Annotated in this window: 17 protein-coding genes; 8 read left to right on the forward strand and 9 right to left on the reverse strand. The window is 46.1% G+C overall.

The features are described 5' to 3' along the window. The first annotated feature begins 18 nt into the window (after positions 1–18). From PAHA3_RS16195 to PAHA3_RS16205, 3 genes are all read left to right on the forward strand, one after another. Positions 19–1,083, forward strand: a complete 1,065-nt coding sequence (locus PAHA3_RS16195; protein ID WP_062835614.1) for an ABC transporter substrate-binding protein — start codon at positions 19–21, stop codon at positions 1,081–1,083. A 164-nt stretch (positions 1,084–1,247) separates the two neighbouring features. Continuing rightward, positions 1,248–1,670 (forward strand): MarR family winged helix-turn-helix transcriptional regulator, encoded by a 423-nt coding sequence (locus PAHA3_RS16200; RefSeq protein WP_062836138.1) that lies wholly within the window; start codon positions 1,248–1,250, stop codon positions 1,668–1,670. 56 nt (positions 1,671–1,726) lie between these two features. After that, positions 1,727–2,551, forward strand: coding sequence for an alpha/beta hydrolase (locus PAHA3_RS16205; protein WP_062835615.1), 825 nt, complete (start codon positions 1,727–1,729; stop codon positions 2,549–2,551). Positions 2,552–2,618: 67 nt separating this feature from the next. Here PAHA3_RS16205 and PAHA3_RS16210 read toward each other — a convergent pair whose 3' ends face one another. The 5 genes from PAHA3_RS16210 to PAHA3_RS16235 form a co-directional block, all read right to left on the reverse strand. Then, positions 2,619–3,980 (reverse strand): amino acid permease, encoded by a 1,362-nt coding sequence (locus PAHA3_RS16210; protein WP_062835616.1) that lies wholly within the window; start codon positions 3,978–3,980, stop codon positions 2,619–2,621. A 793-nt stretch (positions 3,981–4,773) separates the two neighbouring features. Beyond that, the gene (gene sigK, locus PAHA3_RS16220; protein WP_062329827.1) at positions 4,774–5,472 is read right to left on the reverse strand and encodes an RNA polymerase sporulation sigma factor SigK; all 699 of its coding nucleotides are present in this window, start codon (positions 5,470–5,472) and stop codon (positions 4,774–4,776) included. Positions 5,473–5,644: 172 nt separating this feature from the next. Beyond that, the gene (locus PAHA3_RS16225; protein ID WP_062835618.1) at positions 5,645–5,824 is read right to left on the reverse strand and encodes a hypothetical protein; all 180 of its coding nucleotides are present in this window, start codon (positions 5,822–5,824) and stop codon (positions 5,645–5,647) included. Between the two features lie 87 nt (positions 5,825–5,911). After that, complete coding sequence (locus PAHA3_RS16230; protein ID WP_062835619.1) at positions 5,912–7,159, reverse strand: MFS transporter; 1,248 nt, start codon at positions 7,157–7,159, stop codon at positions 5,912–5,914. A gap of 26 nt (positions 7,160–7,185) precedes the next feature. Further along, positions 7,186–8,112 (reverse strand): ADP-ribosylglycohydrolase family protein, encoded by a 927-nt coding sequence (locus PAHA3_RS16235; RefSeq protein WP_062835620.1) that lies wholly within the window; start codon positions 8,110–8,112, stop codon positions 7,186–7,188. 501 nt (positions 8,113–8,613) lie between these two features. Between PAHA3_RS16235 and PAHA3_RS16240 the strand changes: the two genes are divergently transcribed. Both PAHA3_RS16240 and PAHA3_RS16245 read left to right on the forward strand, forming a co-directional pair. Then, positions 8,614–9,282 (forward strand): HAD family hydrolase, encoded by a 669-nt coding sequence (locus PAHA3_RS16240; RefSeq protein ID WP_062835621.1) that lies wholly within the window; start codon positions 8,614–8,616, stop codon positions 9,280–9,282. Between the two features lie 47 nt (positions 9,283–9,329). Continuing rightward, positions 9,330–10,502, forward strand: coding sequence for a mannitol-1-phosphate 5-dehydrogenase (locus tag PAHA3_RS16245; protein ID WP_062835622.1), 1,173 nt, complete (start codon positions 9,330–9,332; stop codon positions 10,500–10,502). A 248-nt stretch (positions 10,503–10,750) separates the two neighbouring features. Here the strand turns inward: PAHA3_RS16245 and PAHA3_RS16250 are convergent, their stop codons facing one another. The 3 genes from PAHA3_RS16250 to PAHA3_RS16260 all read right to left on the reverse strand — a co-directional run bounded on the left by PAHA3_RS16250 (position 10,751) and on the right by PAHA3_RS16260 (position 13,383). Beyond that, the gene (locus tag PAHA3_RS16250) at positions 10,751–11,641 is read right to left on the reverse strand and encodes a hypothetical protein (RefSeq protein ID WP_062835623.1); all 891 of its coding nucleotides are present in this window, start codon (positions 11,639–11,641) and stop codon (positions 10,751–10,753) included. A gap of 142 nt (positions 11,642–11,783) precedes the next feature. Next, positions 11,784–12,437: a YkyA family protein gene (locus tag PAHA3_RS16255; protein ID WP_062835624.1), complete on the reverse strand. Its 654-nt coding sequence runs from the start codon at positions 12,435–12,437 to the stop codon at positions 11,784–11,786. Between the two features lie 37 nt (positions 12,438–12,474). After that, on the reverse strand, positions 12,475–13,383 hold the full coding sequence (locus PAHA3_RS16260) for a polysaccharide deacetylase family protein (protein WP_062835625.1): 909 nt from the start codon (positions 13,381–13,383) through the stop codon (positions 12,475–12,477). Between the two features lie 222 nt (positions 13,384–13,605). Between PAHA3_RS16260 and PAHA3_RS16265 the strand changes: the two genes are divergently transcribed. Both PAHA3_RS16265 and PAHA3_RS16270 read left to right on the forward strand, forming a co-directional pair. Continuing rightward, the gene (locus tag PAHA3_RS16265; protein WP_062835626.1) at positions 13,606–14,550 is read left to right on the forward strand and encodes a DMT family transporter; all 945 of its coding nucleotides are present in this window, start codon (positions 13,606–13,608) and stop codon (positions 14,548–14,550) included. 99 nt (positions 14,551–14,649) lie between these two features. After that, entirely contained in the window at positions 14,650–15,486 is an 837-nt protein-coding gene (locus tag PAHA3_RS16270) for a sulfurtransferase (protein ID WP_062835627.1), read from the forward strand. 109 nt (positions 15,487–15,595) lie between these two features. Here the strand turns inward: PAHA3_RS16270 and PAHA3_RS16275 are convergent, their stop codons facing one another. Next, the gene (locus tag PAHA3_RS16275) at positions 15,596–16,573 is read right to left on the reverse strand and encodes a DUF5050 domain-containing protein (protein WP_062835628.1); all 978 of its coding nucleotides are present in this window, start codon (positions 16,571–16,573) and stop codon (positions 15,596–15,598) included. Between the two features lie 235 nt (positions 16,574–16,808). Between PAHA3_RS16275 and PAHA3_RS16280 the strand changes: the two genes are divergently transcribed. Then, positions 16,809–17,492: a sulfurtransferase gene (locus PAHA3_RS16280; RefSeq protein WP_371327917.1), complete on the forward strand. Its 684-nt coding sequence runs from the start codon at positions 16,809–16,811 to the stop codon at positions 17,490–17,492.

The raw sequence follows: 17,492 nt of genomic DNA on the forward strand, positions 1-17,492 counted from the left end.
AAAGGGGTTCATCGTTTAATGAAATTCACATCCAGAACCATTGGCTTCGCTGCTCTAAGTCTCCTGTTACTGCTGCTTGCAGCCTGTTCGAATGCTTCAACTACTTCCCCTGCCGAAGAAACAACTTCAACAACTAACGCGACAGAAACTTCAGCTCCTGCTGAGAATACCAATAAAACGACGTACCCGCTCACCATTGAGAATTTCACGATCTCCGGTGAGGGCGGCGAGTGGAAACCGAAAGCGCAAGTATTCGATAAAGCGCCTGAACGTGTTGTCGCGAATACCCAATCTGCGGCTGAGATGCTCATCAAGTTGGGTCTGACTGATAAAATGGTCGGCGTTGCTGCTCTATACGGTTCCGTTACACCGGATGTGGCGGATGATTTCGCCAAAATCCCGGTATTGTCCAAGGATTATGTCGGTAAAGAGCTGGTTGTAGGCGCAAGCCCGGATCTGGTACTCGGACGAGGCGACCTGTTCGCAGATGCAGACTGGGGCGTGGGTACCGTGGATGGATTGAATGACATGAATATCCGTACATTCCTGCAAACAACCAATCACAAAGGCACACTAGATAGCCTGTATAGTGATATTGCGCAACTTGGGCAGATCTTCGATGTTCAGGAAAATGCCGCAACATTCACGGAAAGCCTGAAAGCACGTGCTGAAGCGATCAAAGCAAGTGTAGCTGATCAGCCTGAGCACAGTTTTGCCTATATCGTACCCGCTACGGAAGACACGATTACCGTAAGCAGCATGCAAAACGATACGTTTCAACTTGATGCACTCGGCCTGTTGAAGCTGATAAATACGTTTGATGGAGTGCAAGGTGAAGTTAGTGTGGAACAGCTGATTACAGCGAACCCAGACTACCTGCTCTTGTCCGCTTATGCCGGTTCACCGGATATCGATAAGCTAATTGAGAACCTGTATGCCAATCCTGCCCTGCAAAGCATGAACGCGATCAAGAACAAACAAATCTATGTCACAGATTTCAGTCAGTTCTGGGGTTATGGATATCAAATTCTGGATGGCGTTGAGAAGATGGGACAAGAAATGAAAGCTAATCCGATTAAGTAATCGCCGGATGTTGGCTTGTAATGTCATATTACAGTGAGTATTAACATGAAATAAAAGCAAAGGAGCAGGAGAAGAAATTCTCACTGCTCCTTTGCTATACTGCGCATGCAATAAATTATGGATCAAAGCTTGACATTAGTTTGATAACAAACTATATTACACATATGAAAACAAGAGATGCTATTTCACTCATATCCAAAATTAAAGAGAAGGTCAACCGCTTCATCCTGGCCGAGATGGCTGAGCAGGGAATCCAGGATCTCGCTACTTCCCATGGGGATATTATCTATGCTCTGTACAACAATCACAGGCTGACCATGGCAGAGATTGCTAAAAAAATTGGCAAGGATAAATCTACGGTGACTGCACTTGTGGACAAATTGGTGCGGACAGGATACGTCCTTAAGGAGCGTGATGCAACAGATTCACGAGTTGTTCATGTGGCTTTGACTGCAAAAGGCGAAGAATTAAAGCCGGTCTTTGAAGAGATATCGCAGCGCATGCTGGACGTGTTCTATGCGGACGTTACGGAAGCGGAGAAAAAAGAACTGCTGCGAATTTTAATGAAAATTCATGGCAACTTCTAATTTTTTTTGGAGAAATAGTTTGATATCAAACTAATAGTTTAGAGGAGGTTTTTGGTATGACGGACTACACTCATTGTTTACCGGAACATGAGGTAAAGAAGATCGGAGAACATGATTTACACTTGGAAATATTCCAAGGAACCCCGCCTCATGACGAAGAAACAACGATCAAGAAGTCACCACTCCTGTTCGTTCACGGTGCATACACAGGCAGCTGGATGTGGAGCAAATACATCCCCCACTTTGTCCAGCATGGATGGACCTGTCATGTCATGAACCTGAGAAGTCATTACAAGAGTCGGGTCATGGACATGACAAAGATTACGTTTGACGATTATTTGGAGGATATTCGTGAAGTGTTAGCCGAGTTCAGCGAACCTCCCGTTCTTATTGGCTTTAGCATGGGTGGGATTCTCAGTCAAAAGATTGCAGAAGCCGCTACTCTGGCAGGCCTAGTTGTAATTGACTCCAGTATAAGCAAGGAAGTTCATGGGTTAATCCCCTACCCGGAAAGCAATCGTATCACACCTGGGATCATCATGCCTGCACCTGTCCGTGATGAACTGACCAGTATAGATGAGACGGCAGAAGACATTGCTTTTCAGCGGAAATATCTGCAAACGGAGTCTGCCAAGGCATTTGCTACCTTTTCAGTTCTGTGTGGAGCCGATGGAGTATCCATTAATGGCGATCAGATCTATTGCCCCAGCTTGGTGATCAAGGCTGTTTCCTGTGAAGACGAAGATCAGAGAGGCCAATTAACTGCCAAGCAGCTGCATGCTGAATATGCCGGACTCTCGGATACAACACATACGGGGTTACTGGTAGGCCAACGGTATATGGAAGCTGTCGATATCATCTTAGAATGGTTAGACAGATAGCAAGAATGTAAATACAAATAACCGCCCAATATCATTGGGCGGCTTTATTCTGCAACAAAAGTAAGACCTACTGTCTGTTAGCGCTCAGGTTTCTCTTTTTGAGAAGATAGATCCCCGCAACCAGGATAAACCACACCGGCGTGACAAATAACGCCACTCGCGTGTCTTCAGCCAATGCCAATACCACCAGTACAAACGCGAGAAAAGCCAAAATCAAATAGTTCGAGAACGGATATAGTGGCAGCTTGAAGCGACTGCGACTCGCCAGTTCCGGCTGAGTACGACGATATATGAGATGACAGATCACCATGATGCCCCAGACAAAGATGAAGCATACCGTCGATACACTCGTGATCAGCGTAAACACGCCCTCTGGCATGATATAGTTCAACACAATCGCGATCAAAATAACAATCGTGGAGAAAAATAACGCGTTAGAAGGTACTTTCCTTTTATTCAGTCGTGCAAACGACTCAGGCGCGTTGTGATCTTTTGCCATGGAGAACACCATACGGCTTGTACTGAAAATGGCACTGTTACACGCTGACGCCGCGGACGTCAGTACCACGAAATTCACAATGCCGGCGGCAGCTGCAATACCCACAGCGGCAAACACCTGTACAAATGGACTTTCAGTAGGCACTATAGCGTTCCACGGATAGATGCTCATAATAATCAGCAATGCGCCAACATAGAAGAGTAAGACCCGAATCGGAATCTGGTTAATCGCTCTCGGAATAACCTTCTCCGGGTTCTCCGTCTCCCCCGCTGTCAGCCCCACCAGTTCCATGCCTACAAAGGCGAACACCACCATCTGGAACGATATGATGAATCCATGCAATCCATTCGGGAACCATCCCCCATGACTCCACAGATTGGTGAAACTTGCTGGACCTTGATCCGTGGTAAAACCTTTGAAAATCATATATAAACCTACAACAATAAGTGCCAGAATGGCCACGACTTTAATCAAGGCAAACCAAAATTCCATCTCACCAAACAGCTTGACTGTCGCCAAGTTCATGATTAGCAAAATGACCAATGCAATTAACCCCGGCATCCACTGAGGTACATTTGGAAACCAAAACTGCGTATACAATCCAACAGCCGTAATATCGGCCATGGCAATGGAAATCCAACAGAACCAGTAGGTCCACCCTGTAATAAATGCAGCCATATTTCCCAGGTAATCACGCACAAAATCGACAAAGGAATGATACTTCAAGTTGCTAAGCAGCAGCTCCCCCAATGCACGCATGATCAGGAACAATACAACACCCGTTATAATGTAGGCCAGCAAAATGGATGGCCCTGTTAGTTGGATCGTTTTGCCTGCTCCGAGAAACAAACCTGTACCAATCGCCCCTCCAATTGCCATCAGCTGCACATGCCTGTTTTTTAATCCCCTTGTTAACGTTTCTTCCTGCATGATAAACCACCACTCTCTTTCCGCAAATGCTCTCTACGATGTAAAATATTATTACTCATCATATAATAATCTGCTCAGAATACATATCCCTCATTTATATATTTTTTTGCACAGCAAAGAAGGCCTCTTTGTGCAAGGTGCCCTCTGGTTTTGTACATATGTACGACCCCCCGTTATCTCATATCATGCTGATCATACATACCTAATGAAATATATTAAAATATAAACCAAGCTTAGAGCGGCAATGACTAAAAAGGCAATGGTTAATGAACGTTCGGTTTTCCAAACTCGAATCGCATTAGCAACACTAATCATCACTAGTGCAATCAAATTAATAACACTCGAATACAAATAAAATGAGTTGAACACGATCATCATACATCCTACGATCCAGATGAACCAATACCAAAGTGGAATTTTCAGAAAAAGCTGCTTCATTATGATGTACTCCTTATATATTAAATTGGTCAGTGTACAAGATATTCTTCAACAGAAATGAAAATTCCTTTATTTAGGTTATAATCCCAAATAATTAATATTATTTAGACCCAATTTTAAGTATCTTCACAGTAAAAAGGGCTCCCAATTAAGGCGCCCTCTAGTCTGTTAATCTATTCCTTTTGCTTTTCCAATCTGTTCTGAGGATATCAATCAATGTAATTTCATTGCCCTCTTTGTCTGCACCAATTTCAGAGAGCGCGGTGTATCAAATTTTCGATCATAATGCATCTCGCTACAAATACGGAAGGTTCAGAAAGCACCATCTTTTTAACGAGCGCTATTTAACCAACAACTATTTTTGCTTGTAAAATTCATGATACAGCTTCATTAACGCCCGCTTCTCAATCCGCGATACATATGAACGTGAGATGCCCAGTTCCTTCGCAATTTCGCGTTGAGTTCGTTCTTCCCCGCCTGCTTCCAAGCCGAATCGACCAATCACGACTTCTTTTTCCCGATCATCCAGGATGTCGAGATTGCGATAAATTTTGCTTTTTTCAATCTTGAGCTGCACTTTATCTACAACGTCGTCGGCTTCTGTTCCGAGGATATCGATTAGCGTAATTTCGTTTCCTTCTTTGTCCGTACCAATGGGGTCATGCAGGGATACGTCTTTACGTGTTTTCTTTAGGGAACGAAGGTGCATAAGTATCTCGTTTTCAATACATCTTGCTGCAAACGTAGCGAGTTTGGTTCCTTTGCCTTGTTGAAAGCTTTCGATCGCCTTGATCAAACCGATGGTTCCGATGGAAATCAAATCTTCCTGATCTTCGCCCGTATTGTCGAACTTCTTGACGATATGCGCGACGAGGCGCAGATTGTGTTCAATGAGCAAATTGCGGGAGTGGGCATTGCCTTCAGCCATAAGGCGTAAATGTTTGGCTTCATCATCCTCAGCCAGTGGCTGGGGGAACGCATTATTTTTGACATACGAGACGAGTAACGTTAACTCTTTAATGAATAGAGCAATTGCGGTAAACAATCCGGGCACAGATGACACCTCCTGCAGTTTTACAACGATCTGGCCTGAGCACGTGGGGGAACAGGGTCGATCTATTGTATGTAGGCAGGGGCCCAGAAGTGCACGTACACTTGAAAAAGAGGATGATCTTGCGAAGATTTCATACACTCACGGTAACAATCGAGCCGACCTTCTGAAGATTTCATACACTCACGGTAACAATCGAGCCGACCTTCTGAAGAAGGAGAAATTCTTTCTCGACACTTTGAATAAAATATGTTTTCTCACCAAATAGGACGACATCATTCTCGACTAATGGAACATCGCTTTTGAAATAAATGAAATTATCGGTTTCTCGAAACGCACCTTTGTAGTAGAACATAATACCCCTCTCCCACTAATCGATATTTAGAAAAAAACCTCCACTCCCACATGTTAATGCAGGAGCAAAGGCCTCACATTCCAATTTTTAATTCACCGGAGCTGGCTCCACAGCATCCGGGAATTCCGGCAAGCGCTGTTTGCGCTCCATCGCCAAACTGATGAACAACCCTAGCAAGCCTAACCCGGCAATAGCTGCTGCATACAAAGGTACGGATATAAGTCCCGTATGGGTAATTGCATATCCGCCAAGATAGGCACCGCCGGCATTTCCCAGGTTAAATGCGGAGTGACTTGAGGTTGTCGCCAAAAGCGGCGCTTCACGGGTCATATTCATAATTCGAATCTGCAATCCTGGCATAATACCAAAGGCCGCAACACCCCAGAAGAATATCGTAATTACCGCGAGATAAGGATTGTCCAGCGTAATCGTAAGTGCAGCTAGCAATACAGCCAAGATCCCAAAGTTGACGATCAGGGAAGGCATCAGCTTCCAGTCCGCCAGACGTCCACCAACCATGTTACCCAACGTAACGCCGAAGCCGAACAGTACCAGAATCCAAGTCACATTCTGCTCGGCAAAACCACTAATGTCTACAAGCATCGGGGTGATGTACGTGAAAACTGTGAAGAGACTTCCACACCCCATCGCGCCAACGAGCAGGATCAATAATACTTGTGGACGCACCAGATTCCGGAACTGCTGTCCGAGGTTTGCAGGTGCGCCTTGAGGTAGGACGGGAATGAAACGAATGATACCAATTAAAGAAATGATGCCCAGAATCGTAATCGCCCCGAAAGATGACCGCCATCCGAGCTGTTGTCCGATAAATGTACCAAACGGAACACCAATGATGTTGGCGATCGTAAGCCCTGCAAGAACAACGGATACAGCTCCTGCCCTTCTCTCAGGTGCAACGAGCCGCGTTGCCATGATTGAACCTACACCGAGGAACGTACCATGGGCAAATGCTGTTAATATCCGTGCTGAAATTAATAACCCGTAGGTGGGAGCAATGACAGACAAGGCGTTACCGATAATGAAAATGCACATCAGCAGCACCAGCAGTTTTTTCTGCGGAATCTTGTGTGTAAACACGGTCAATATTGGCGCACCCACCGCTACACCAAGCGCATATCCCGTAATGAGTTGTCCTGCCTGCGGAATACTTACATTCAGGTCTGTCGCTACATTGGGCAGTAAGCCCATAATAATAAATTCAGTCATACCAATTGCAAATGCGCCAATCGTCAGGCAAAACAGGGATAATGGAAACGCCCCTCGTTTACCGGACTGTGAAGCCTGTGGTTCTGTTGTGTGTCCTGTGGTGCTCATAGATGTTCTCTTCTCCTGTCTCTTAATCAACGATTTTCTGTCGCCTTCAACCACAAGGCATCTGTTAATTGATCAAACGTTTCACGCATAGCCAGTTTGTCCCGCCAGTGTGCCGGAATGCCGCTTAGCCCGTAATAAGCACCTGCGATTTGTCCGTACACCGCACCCGTGGTATCCGCATCATCACCCAGATTAACAGCTAGCAACGCGCCTTCCTCAAAGCTTGAGGATTTATGGAACGCCCATAACGCTGCTTCAAGTGAACGAACCACGTAGCCACTGCCCTTAATTTCTGGCGGTTCTTTGCTCTGATACGAACCCATGACAACCTCTTCAATTGCGGGTGAAAAAGTACGCTCTTCCCTCCACTGTCGGCATGTCTCCGGCATCAGCATGACGTTCTTGTCCGCTCCGCGCAGGCCAGCAACAAGTATCGTAGCCAATACCTCACATGCCTCCACACTTTCCGTTGCAGCATGTGTTGTACGGGAACTCAGCCCTGCATAATGAACCGCCTCCTTCGGACGATTGGCGTAAGCCATCGCGACAGGCGCAAGTCTCATAATAGATCCATTGCCCGCTGTCATCGGGTCGGCTGATCCGCTGTAGGCTTCTCCAGTTAATTCAAACCTCTCCAAGGCACTTCGTGTGGCCCCGCCGATGTCAAAGCAGTCGCCTGTGCTGCTCATATACCCAACCTTGTACCAATTGGTATATCTGCGCATCTGATCCGCAGGATCAAAATCTGCCTTACGTACCAGACTTTCTGCCAGACATAAAGCCATGGATGTATCATCTGTCCACTGCCCGGCCTCAAGCCCGAATACGCCGCCTCCCACAATATCGGTAACGGGTTCGAACGTACCCGGAGGACTGAATTCAACCGTAGTTCCGAGCGCATCACCCACTGCAAGCCCGATGAGGCAGCCATTGAAACGGTCCTTTTGCAGCATCTTTGTGTTCCTCCCTTACTCCATATACTTTCAGAATCTTTCTTTCATTTTCCCATATGACTTCATCCGGCGTAAAGCTAATAAATTCAATAATTCGAGTTCCATTTCTTCTATTATAAAAGTGTCGAAAGCTGTTGAACGGTCAGTTTATCCCATTTTCATAAAAAAAGTTTTATTTTTTTGTACTGAAAAAACGGTTTATTCAGTACACCGCTTACATGTAAAGGGCTTAACGGTTTGCAACGTTTATCATTTTCTGAAAACAAGTCATTCATGTGAAAATTTTCAATGTAAACAATCATGACGCGCTTGACCCTTCAGTTTGTCCTATGTTACGGTTTTATTAGCTTCAACGCATATTTTTTCCCAAATTAATATTCATTTTCGATCTACTGCGTCAACTAACATCCCGCAGGTTAATGAATATACGGGAATGAATTTGCAGAAAACTTTCACTTTGTTTTATCCCCAAACTAATTCTGAAACAGGAGGAACAAATTTATGATTAAGGCACTGGTGTTTGATTTCGACGGAACGATTATTGATACAGAGACAGCATGGTATATTGCTTTTCGTGATGCTTACAAGGAACACGGCGTGGATTTAACCCTGGAGATGTATTCACAATGCATCGGTACCAGTCTGAAAACATTTAATCCATATGAGTACCTCATCACAGATTTGAATCTTCCGATCGATCGGGAAGCGTTCAGGGAGTCTGTTCAGCTACAGCACGCTGCATTGATGAACAAAGAGGTGGTTCGTCCGGGCATTCAAGAATATCTTGATCAAGCACGTGAAGCAGGACTAAAACTGGCTGTGGCCTCTAGCTCCAAAAGAGAGTGGGTCGAACAGCATCTGGAACAACTGAAACTGAAAGATTATTTTGAAGTCATCCGTACGGCAGATGATGTTGCGAATGTTAAGCCTGACCCAGAACTTTACAATCAAGCACTTGAAGCCCTTGGAGTAACTGCAGACGAAGCCGTAGCGATTGAGGATTCACCTAACGGCGCGCGTGCAGCTGCTGCGGCTGGTATGCACTGCGTAGTCATCTCGAATACCATCACAGGAACATTGGAATTCGATATGCCTCACCAACGGCTGTCTTGCTTGACCGACCTCGCATTTAACGATTTGATTTCGAAGCCACTCGTCACTACCGTCTAAGGTCTGCACGAATTTCGCGATTTAATCCTTAAAGGGGGAGTTCACACATGAAAGCTGTACATTTTGGTGCGGGCAATATAGGCCGCGGTTTTATCGGTCATATGTTGTCCGCTTCCGACTACGAAGTCTGCTTTGTCGCACGTAACCCGAAGAAAATCTCCATGCTTCAACAGAGACAGGAATATCCGATTACCCTGGCAAATAGGGATCAGGATACAACGATTGTCAACAACGTGACTGCCATCAATGTGAGTGAAGTGGATCGTGTTGCGGAAGAGATCGCTTCAGCCGATCTGATCACAACCGCCGTGGGTGTATCTGCACTCGGAGATATCGCTGAGCCGATCGCCAAAGGCATTCAACTTCGCATGAAAAACAATAATCAGGCTCCGCTGCATATTATCGCTTGCGAGAACGCCATCGGTGGCAGCACCCGACTGAAAAAACGCATCTATCCATTCCTGGATGAATCAACCCGTAATAAAGCCGAACGTTATGTTTCTTTCCCCAATGCAGCTGTGGACCGAATTGTTCCGGCTCAAAACCACAAGGACCCGCTGCAGGTCACTGTTGAACCTTTTTACGAATGGGTCGTTCATCGTCCAGCACTTCTAGATGGTTTTAAGAAAATAGATGGCGTCCACTATGTGGATTCGCTTGAACCTTATATTGAGCGTAAAATGTTCACGGTAAATACAGGCCACTGTGTCGCCGCATACTTCGGCTATCTCGAAGGATTCAAGACGATCCGCCAGGTGATGAGTAATTCCACCCTGCGGGCCAAGGTGCGCCATGTTATGGAAGAGACCGGTCAAATGCTCATCCAGAAGCACGGATTCAACGCTCAGAAGCATAACAAATATATCGACACCATACTGGAACGCTTCGCCAATCCCAACCTGACGGATCAGGTTACCCGGGTCGGACGTTCCCCCCTTCGCAAGCTTTCGCCTCATGATCGGCTTGTTCGCCCAGCGATGCAGGCCAGTGAATTCGGAATTGAAATTCCTCATTTAACTTCTGCTATGGCGGCCGCAATGCTGTTCAATGACGAACGCGACGAGGAAGCCATGAAGCTCCAATACATGATTCGCGAAGAGGGTGTCTCCACCTTCATCCGTGAACGCATGGGAATTCCCGACGAACATCCCGTTCATCAGAATGTCATCGCCCGCTATCAAGAACTGAGAGGGCGCAAGGAATCGACTATACTAACCTGATATGATCTATTAGGGTTACTGGTTCGATCCCGCAAACTGAATAGAAGCATGGCCAAGAAGCCGGGAAGAACCTATGCATCAGCATTGTTCCTTCCGGCTCTTTGTCTTTGCACAGCACGGTACACTCTGTAATGTAGTAACCCCGTCAATAAAAACAGCGTATCTCCTCTCTCAAGGAAACACGCTGTTTAATGGTATCGTTTTAACTTACTTTATCGTTTGGCTTAGGCGTGTAGCTCATCCATTTTCTACTCATTCATGATTGAATTAAGGGACGCATATGCCATGGGCAGGAAACCTTCGGACGGTTCACCAATCGGTGCATGGATGTGGAAAACAAAACCATTGCCATCCAGTTCCTTAACAATAAAGTACTCTGTTTTCTTATCATTCTGGGACATCATGTATAGTTGTGCATCCTTCATCGGACCATTGCTGAGTTGTTCAGCCGTTAATTGCTTCACTTCCCCTGTTTCGGACAACTCTTCCTTGGCATCCATCCTCAGCGCATCCAGATTGTAATCCGCCGGCAGCTTCTCAATCTCTACCTCATAATCCGGATCAATCTTCATCGATAATTCCTGGTCTTCCGCGTCAAAAGCCATCGGTTCAAACACATAAAGTGAATACCCTTTCGCTTGTGCCAGTGTCACTGGGCGCTTCTCGGTCATTCCTTCTACCGTTATTTCCAGCTCTGACGTCTTCGGACGATCGGACGTTACAGTACCGCCTGCATTGGAACCGTTATTGTCATCACTTGATTCGATTTTTGCAATCTCAGTGAGGACCAGCTGTTTCGTTGTTGCATCAATGGTTTTCTCTACATATTTGAAACGAACGGAATCTTCGTCATCGATATCATCCAGTGACTTCTGCAGATTTTCGCCCACCTGGAATGCCATCGGTTCTTCATTCACTCGAATCTCGACGGTGTGCGGATCAGCCCATCCAGTCAGAATGCCTTCGGCTTCGATTGCAGCACTTTCATTCGGCTGTTGCTCCGGTGCGGGTGACTGTTCTTCCGTATTATTCACTGGTGGCTGTGTAGCAGGATTGCTGTTCCCACAGGCCACAAGCGAGAATCCCATAAGTAGAACCAGTAGTGATGCACTGACTTTCATTGTATTTCCTTTTCGCATATGAACACCTCCGTTAGCTTATACGCAATGATGCTTGTCCATGTCGCTTCTCATCCATTGGCTTGGCTGTATACTAGTACTTACACGGGAGACAGGCGGCTCAATCATGCAAAATGTCTGAATGGTTGCTCAGATCCTCTGCTTAGCTGGCCTGATCCATCTGTACCAGTTTCGCATTGGCTCCGTTAAATGCTTTGGTCTGAAGATTAAATTGCTTTCGGAATTCAGCAAGCTGCGCATATTCGCTATTCCGTACCCGGATGGCTCGCTTGATCTTAACCAGATTAGGTTCCACACTTTCACTCATCAGGCCATATAACTGCTCATCTGCATTCAGACTCTGCTGATACGAAGCCACGAAATTTTCAAATGCACGTGCTCTTGCTTCAAATTGATCCAACACCTTCTCAGCCTGGGCCAACGTTTCTTCATTTTCAAACGATAGTTCCTTAAGGGAGCTGCGCAGGGCCACCGTCTTCTCGTTGGTTTCTTTCATGGCCTCTTCCGCCTGCTTCAACAACGTTCTTCGTTCATGAATATGCTCTGCTGCCTGATCCAGAAGTGCTTCGAGATCACTGTTTTTATTCTTGCCTTTATCTAAAATAGTCTTGTATAATTTCATGTCTTCCTGCTCATGACCAGCCAAGGCCTTCAAGCTCTGATCGATCACCTGACCGCTGAGCACCAATTGATTCACCTGATTTGCCGCAGGCTCCTGCGGCTCTCCACAACCACTTGCCAGCAGAATTAGCAATACGCTAACTGCCGCAAGCGCCATTTTTTTACTCGTTAGCACCCAAGCCCTTCCTCTCTTGCATCATCTTGTTGTTATATTACAAGCGGCTATCTCCGCTAAAATTGGCTACCCAATGTGCATCCGGATCGTATACTTCGAACTCGTAGCCCCGGTCTTCCAGCAGTTTCAGAATCCGTGGCAAAGCCTGAACCGTCTGCTCCCGCTCATGCATCAGAATCACTTCCTTATCCCGATGTACACTTTTGCTCACACGAGCCACAATTTTATCCGGCTGACCTGGAAGATTCCAATCGAGTGAATCTGTCGTCCAGTCCCACATTTTGAACCCGGCCGCCGCAATGTCACCTCTGAACTTTTCACCGATCTGTGGGCTGCTGCCATAAGGTGCACGAATAAGATGAGGTGTAACACCGATCAGGTCCTGCACCATCTTCTGCTCCTTCTTAAACTCTTTCACAAAGTTTGCGGAACTGCCGCTCTTATACAGCTTTTTATAGTTATGCGTCATGCTGTGGAGTCCAGGATAACTACCTTCCTTCAACAGCCGTTTCACTGCATCAGGATGCTGATTCAACTGACGTCCGATCATGAAAAAGGTAGCTTTCGCCTCATGTTGCTTCAATATATCCAGCAGTTGTTCTGTATATTCAGTTGGCCCATCATCGAACGTTATGTATGCCAATTTGCGAACCTGGCCCTGAAACCGTGCCGGCTCCTCCTTCGCATCCGGAGTAACTTGTATCATGCCGAGCTTGGCGGGCTGTTCTATTACAGTAATCGGAGGCGGCGCCACAACGCTTTTGATCCAATGTGTCATGCCAAGGAATACATATGTAATACCGGTAACGAACAGTACCAGGAGCATTAGAGCTATGCTAATCCTTCCATACCGGATTTTTCTTCGTTTATGTGTTTTCGTGCGACTTGTGCTAGGCGGAATACTGCCACGTTCTCCCGCTCTCTCTTGTTGGACTCTCACTGTCATGCCACTTCCTTACTTTCATTTTTTCCCGATTATTGGTATATTATCTCGTTTCATGTCTCTATATAGAAGATTAATAGAAAAATGGATCGGGAGAATGACAGAATAGTTACAAGCCCGGTTACAATCTACTTATCTCTTCGTTCTCTTTATCTTTCCTGCGGTTACCTTCTCCTGTATAATGAAGTGATTTACGCCATCAGACTTCAAGAAGGAGCTACACCCATGACAAGCTTGAACCGTGCCGGCAGATCCATCTATCTGCTATTCTTTGTCGGCATTATCGCCATTTCTTTTTCTTCGATCTTTGTACGCTGGTCTACCGCAGATGTTGCGGTCATTGCCATGTACCGTCTATTTCTGACCAATCTGCTGATGCTGCCTTTTGTCTGGAAATACAGACACGAGATGATACGCCTGAGCTTACGGCAATGGGGCTTGCTGCTTGCATCCGGTGTGATGCTGGCCCTTCATTTTCTGCTCTGGATGGGTTCGCTGCGGCTCACCAGTGTTGCCAGTTCCACAGTTATTCTCGCGCTGGAGCCTATACTGATTCTTGCCGGTTCGGTATGGCTGTTCAAAGCCAAAATTAACCGCATGATGATCATCGGCATGGGCATCGCCCTGCTCGGCTCAATCGTCATTGGCGCAGGAGATTTCCAGTTAGCAGGTACTGCACTGCAAGGTGATGTCCTGTCTTTACTTGGCACAATCGCAGTCGCCGTCCATATGCTGCTAGGTCAATTTTTGCGAGCGGGACTTAGTGCATTTTCGTATAACTTCTGGGTATTCTTTGTCGCCGCTTGCACGCTGGCGGTATATAATCTGATCATGGGCCATCCGTTCGGGGGCTATGCTGCGTCAGAGTGGGGAATCTTCCTGCTGCTCGCCATTGTGCCAACGATCTTTGGACACTACCTTTTCAACTGGCTGCTTCAATATATGAATGCCACGACGGTATCCATGGGCGTACTTGGAGAACCCGTATTCTCTTCATTACTAGCCTGGATGCTGCTCGGCGAGTCCCTCAGTGCATTACAGATGTCTGCCGGGGTCGTCATTATATTCGGAGTATGGATTTTCATTCGATATGGCAAAACCAAACCTCAACCCATTCCTGCTGATGCTCCTATCGCTGGCAAAGGGCCTGTTGAACCTACAGTGGTGTAACTTGCGTTTGTATTAGGATTTTTGTAAAAAACAACTGGGACCTGCACCACGCAGATTCCGGTTGAATCCATCCCACTACATATAAGGCGGTGTATTTTCATGAAAAATATTGTATCCATGCGCTGGCTGCTCGCCAGAATGTACGAACCGGATGTCGTCATTGCAGATTGCCGATTCTTGCTCGGTCAGCCGGAGGCTGGAAGACAAGCCTATGAAGCTGGACATATTCCAGGAGCTGTCTATCTTGATCTGGAAAAAGATCTGTCCTCTCCTGTGTCTGCGCACGGAGGACGTCACCCGCTTCCTGATCCGGCTGTTCTCGCAAGTCGTCTCTCCAAAGCTGGCATCGGCTCCAATAGTCGTATTGTTGCTTATGACGATCAAGGCGGCATGAACGCCTCACGATTGTGGTGGCTGCTTCGCTACATGGGTCATGAGCAGGTGTATATCATGGATGAAGGCTTCTCCGCTTGGCAAAATGCCAAGTTCCCGGTGACTCAGGATGTGCCCGTGCAGATCCCGTCTTCATTTGACGTGAACGTACAGCCGCAGATGCTGGCAAGTGTCGAAGATGTACAGCATGCTTCGGCAAGCGGTAGCGCCGTGCTGATTGACTCCCGCGATGCCCGCCGCTATGCGGGTCTAGAGGAACCGATTGATGCCAAGGCCGGACATATTCCGGGTGCGTTGAACTACTTTTGGAAAGATGTGTTGGATTGGGATGGACGTTGGACAGGTACTGAGGTGTTAGAAGAGCGTTTCAGTAAGCTGGACAAGGATGGTGCGATTATCGTGTATTGCGGCTCCGGCGTATCCGCTTGCCCGAACGTGATTGCGCTGGAAGAAGCGGGATTCTCCAATGTGAAGCTGTACTCCGGAAGTTGGAGCGACTGGATTAGTTATGAGGAGAATCCGGTGGCTACAGGGGAAAAATAAAATAAGTGTAGGAAAGTACAAAAAGCCCACGCTCACCGTGGGCTTTCACTAATGTCTAAAATCTCTTCTTCAATAGTCTATCTGTTTTTTCATGGATCAGGGCTAATTATTATTTTTTCACTTTCCCATCAAATCCAACCTTATACACGGTATCTTTCTTAGAAGATAGGACTGCAAAACCCCCCTCTACTTTCCCCAAAAACTGATCATTAGTATCCAAAGAAAGCAACTTGTTCGTTTTACCAGTATAGCGACTATAAACATGTATATCTGTCTTAAAATTGCCTACGTCGTCTACGGCCTTAAAAGTTGTATAATAGAACTTATTATCGACATATGCTACAGGGTCAAGAGTATACTCCTTCGAGACAAATGTTGTCTTTCTAGTTCCGTTCGGATCTACAAAGACACCTATATAACTGTCATTATAACGTCCTTCCACCACCTCAGAAAAAAACAAAACATCGCCATAAAATTCGTATGCCGAAACACCTTTTGAGGATATGACCTTAGCTCCTGTACCATCTTTCTTCATACGATACAATTTGTCATTATCATAGTTTTTATAGTATATATACCCTTTATTAATCGTGATAAATTTATCAATTCCCACATCGTTAAAAGGAGGTTTAGACATAACAATCTTTTCCTTTGTGCCATCTGTTCTCATTGAGCCAAAAGACAAAGGGGTTTGAAAATCCTCGTCACCTTTTCTCCTTTTCAAAAAGTAAATCGTATCTCCTACAACATCAATACTTGAAAAATCTGGATCTTGGCTTATATAAGTAAACGCTGAACCATCTTTTTTAATTTTAGCGATCTGAAAAAACCACTCATCTGTCCCGTCCGATACCAAGAAATATATCCACTCTCCAGCCATTTGTGAATCTCGAACATACTTAGGATAAATAGACTTTGTTGTGCTTTTGTTATCTGTGAATGTCGTAACGTTAATTCCAAAGAATCTGCTAAACTCATTTTCACTATCCCAAACTAGAGAATCTTCAGAAGCTCCCGTCCCATATGCAGGTACTACTCCAAACAACATAATCACACTTAACAACGCTATTATATACTTTTTCCTCATCTAACTCTCCTTAAAATATGTATTTTTCTACAGTCATTATTGTAAATTGTATTTACATATAACACAATCATTCCCTATCGATTCCGATTTCACTTTCCAAATTCAATATAAATTATTGCTGGCAGGGAAAAGTTTTTTCCTGTATATGGCCAACTTTGGTGCAGGCATGGGTGTTCTGATGATCGATTCCTCCAATACCCCTTCGTTTGACCGCTGGGAAGGGAACTTGTAACCCATGGGATTTGCGCACGGAGGACGTCACCCGCTTCCTGATCCGGCTGTTCTCGCAAGTCGTCTCTCCAAAGCTGGCATCGGCTCCAATAGTCGTATTGTTGCTTATGACGATCAGTGCGGCATGAACGCCTCACGATTGTGGTGGCTGCTTCGCTACATGGGTCATGAGCAGGTGTATATCATGGACGAAGGCTTCTCCGCTTGGCAAAATGCCAAGTTCCCGGTGACTCAGGATGTGCCCGTTCAGATCCCGTCTTCCTTTGATGTGAACGTGCAGCCGCAGATGCTGGCAAGTGTTGAGGATGTGCAACAAGCTTCGGCAAGTGGCAATGCTGTGCTGATCGATTCTCGCGATGCCCGCCGCTACGCTGGATTAGAGGAACCGATTGATGCCAAGGCCGGACATATTCCGGGTGCGTTGAACTACTTTTGGAAAGATGTGTTGGATTGGGACGGACGTTGGACAGATACAGAGGTGTTAGAAGAGCGTTTCAGTAAGCTGGACAAGGATGGTGCGATCATCGTGTATTGCGGTTCTGGCGTCTCGGCCTGCCCGAATGTGATTGCGCTGGAAGAAGCGGGATACTCGAATGTGAAGTTGTATTCCGGAAGTTGGAGCGACTGGATTAGCTATGAGGGGAACCCCGTGGCTACAGGTAATACGGAAGCGGACAGAGAAGTATAG

It is taken from the genome of Paenibacillus amylolyticus (genome assembly GCF_001570725.1).
In the GTDB taxonomy this organism is placed as follows: domain Bacteria; phylum Bacillota; class Bacilli; order Paenibacillales; family Paenibacillaceae; genus Paenibacillus; species Paenibacillus amylolyticus_A.

Coding starts and splice junctions, on each gene's coding strand:
- PAHA3_RS16195 (WP_062835614.1), top strand. CDS start 19: ATGAAATTCACATCCAGAACCATTGGCTTCGCTGCTCTAAGTCTCCTG.
- PAHA3_RS16275 (WP_062835628.1), bottom strand. CDS start 16,573: ATGAGGAAAAAGTATATAATAGCGTTGTTAAGTGTGATTATGTTGTTT.
- PAHA3_RS16235 (WP_062835620.1), bottom strand. CDS start 8,112: ATGCTGCAAAAGGACCGTTTCAATGGCTGCCTCATCGGGCTTGCAGTG.
- PAHA3_RS16230 (WP_062835619.1), bottom strand. CDS start 7,159: ATGAGCACCACAGGACACACAACAGAACCACAGGCTTCACAGTCCGGT.
- PAHA3_RS16260 (WP_062835625.1), bottom strand. CDS start 13,383: ATGACAGTGAGAGTCCAACAAGAGAGAGCGGGAGAACGTGGCAGTATT.
- PAHA3_RS16205 (WP_062835615.1), top strand. CDS start 1,727: ATGACGGACTACACTCATTGTTTACCGGAACATGAGGTAAAGAAGATC.
- PAHA3_RS16240 (WP_062835621.1), top strand. CDS start 8,614: ATGATTAAGGCACTGGTGTTTGATTTCGACGGAACGATTATTGATACA.
- PAHA3_RS16265 (WP_062835626.1), top strand. CDS start 13,606: ATGACAAGCTTGAACCGTGCCGGCAGATCCATCTATCTGCTATTCTTT.
- PAHA3_RS16200 (WP_062836138.1), top strand. CDS start 1,248: ATGAAAACAAGAGATGCTATTTCACTCATATCCAAAATTAAAGAGAAG.
- PAHA3_RS16210 (WP_062835616.1), bottom strand. CDS start 3,980: ATGCAGGAAGAAACGTTAACAAGGGGATTAAAAAACAGGCATGTGCAG.
- PAHA3_RS16250 (WP_062835623.1), bottom strand. CDS start 11,641: ATGCGAAAAGGAAATACAATGAAAGTCAGTGCATCACTACTGGTTCTA.
- PAHA3_RS16270 (WP_062835627.1), top strand. CDS start 14,650: ATGAAAAATATTGTATCCATGCGCTGGCTGCTCGCCAGAATGTACGAA.
- PAHA3_RS16245 (WP_062835622.1), top strand. CDS start 9,330: ATGAAAGCTGTACATTTTGGTGCGGGCAATATAGGCCGCGGTTTTATC.
- PAHA3_RS16225 (WP_062835618.1), bottom strand. CDS start 5,824: ATGTTCTACTACAAAGGTGCGTTTCGAGAAACCGATAATTTCATTTAT.
- PAHA3_RS16280 (WP_371327917.1), top strand. CDS start 16,809: ATGGGATTTGCGCACGGAGGACGTCACCCGCTTCCTGATCCGGCTGTT.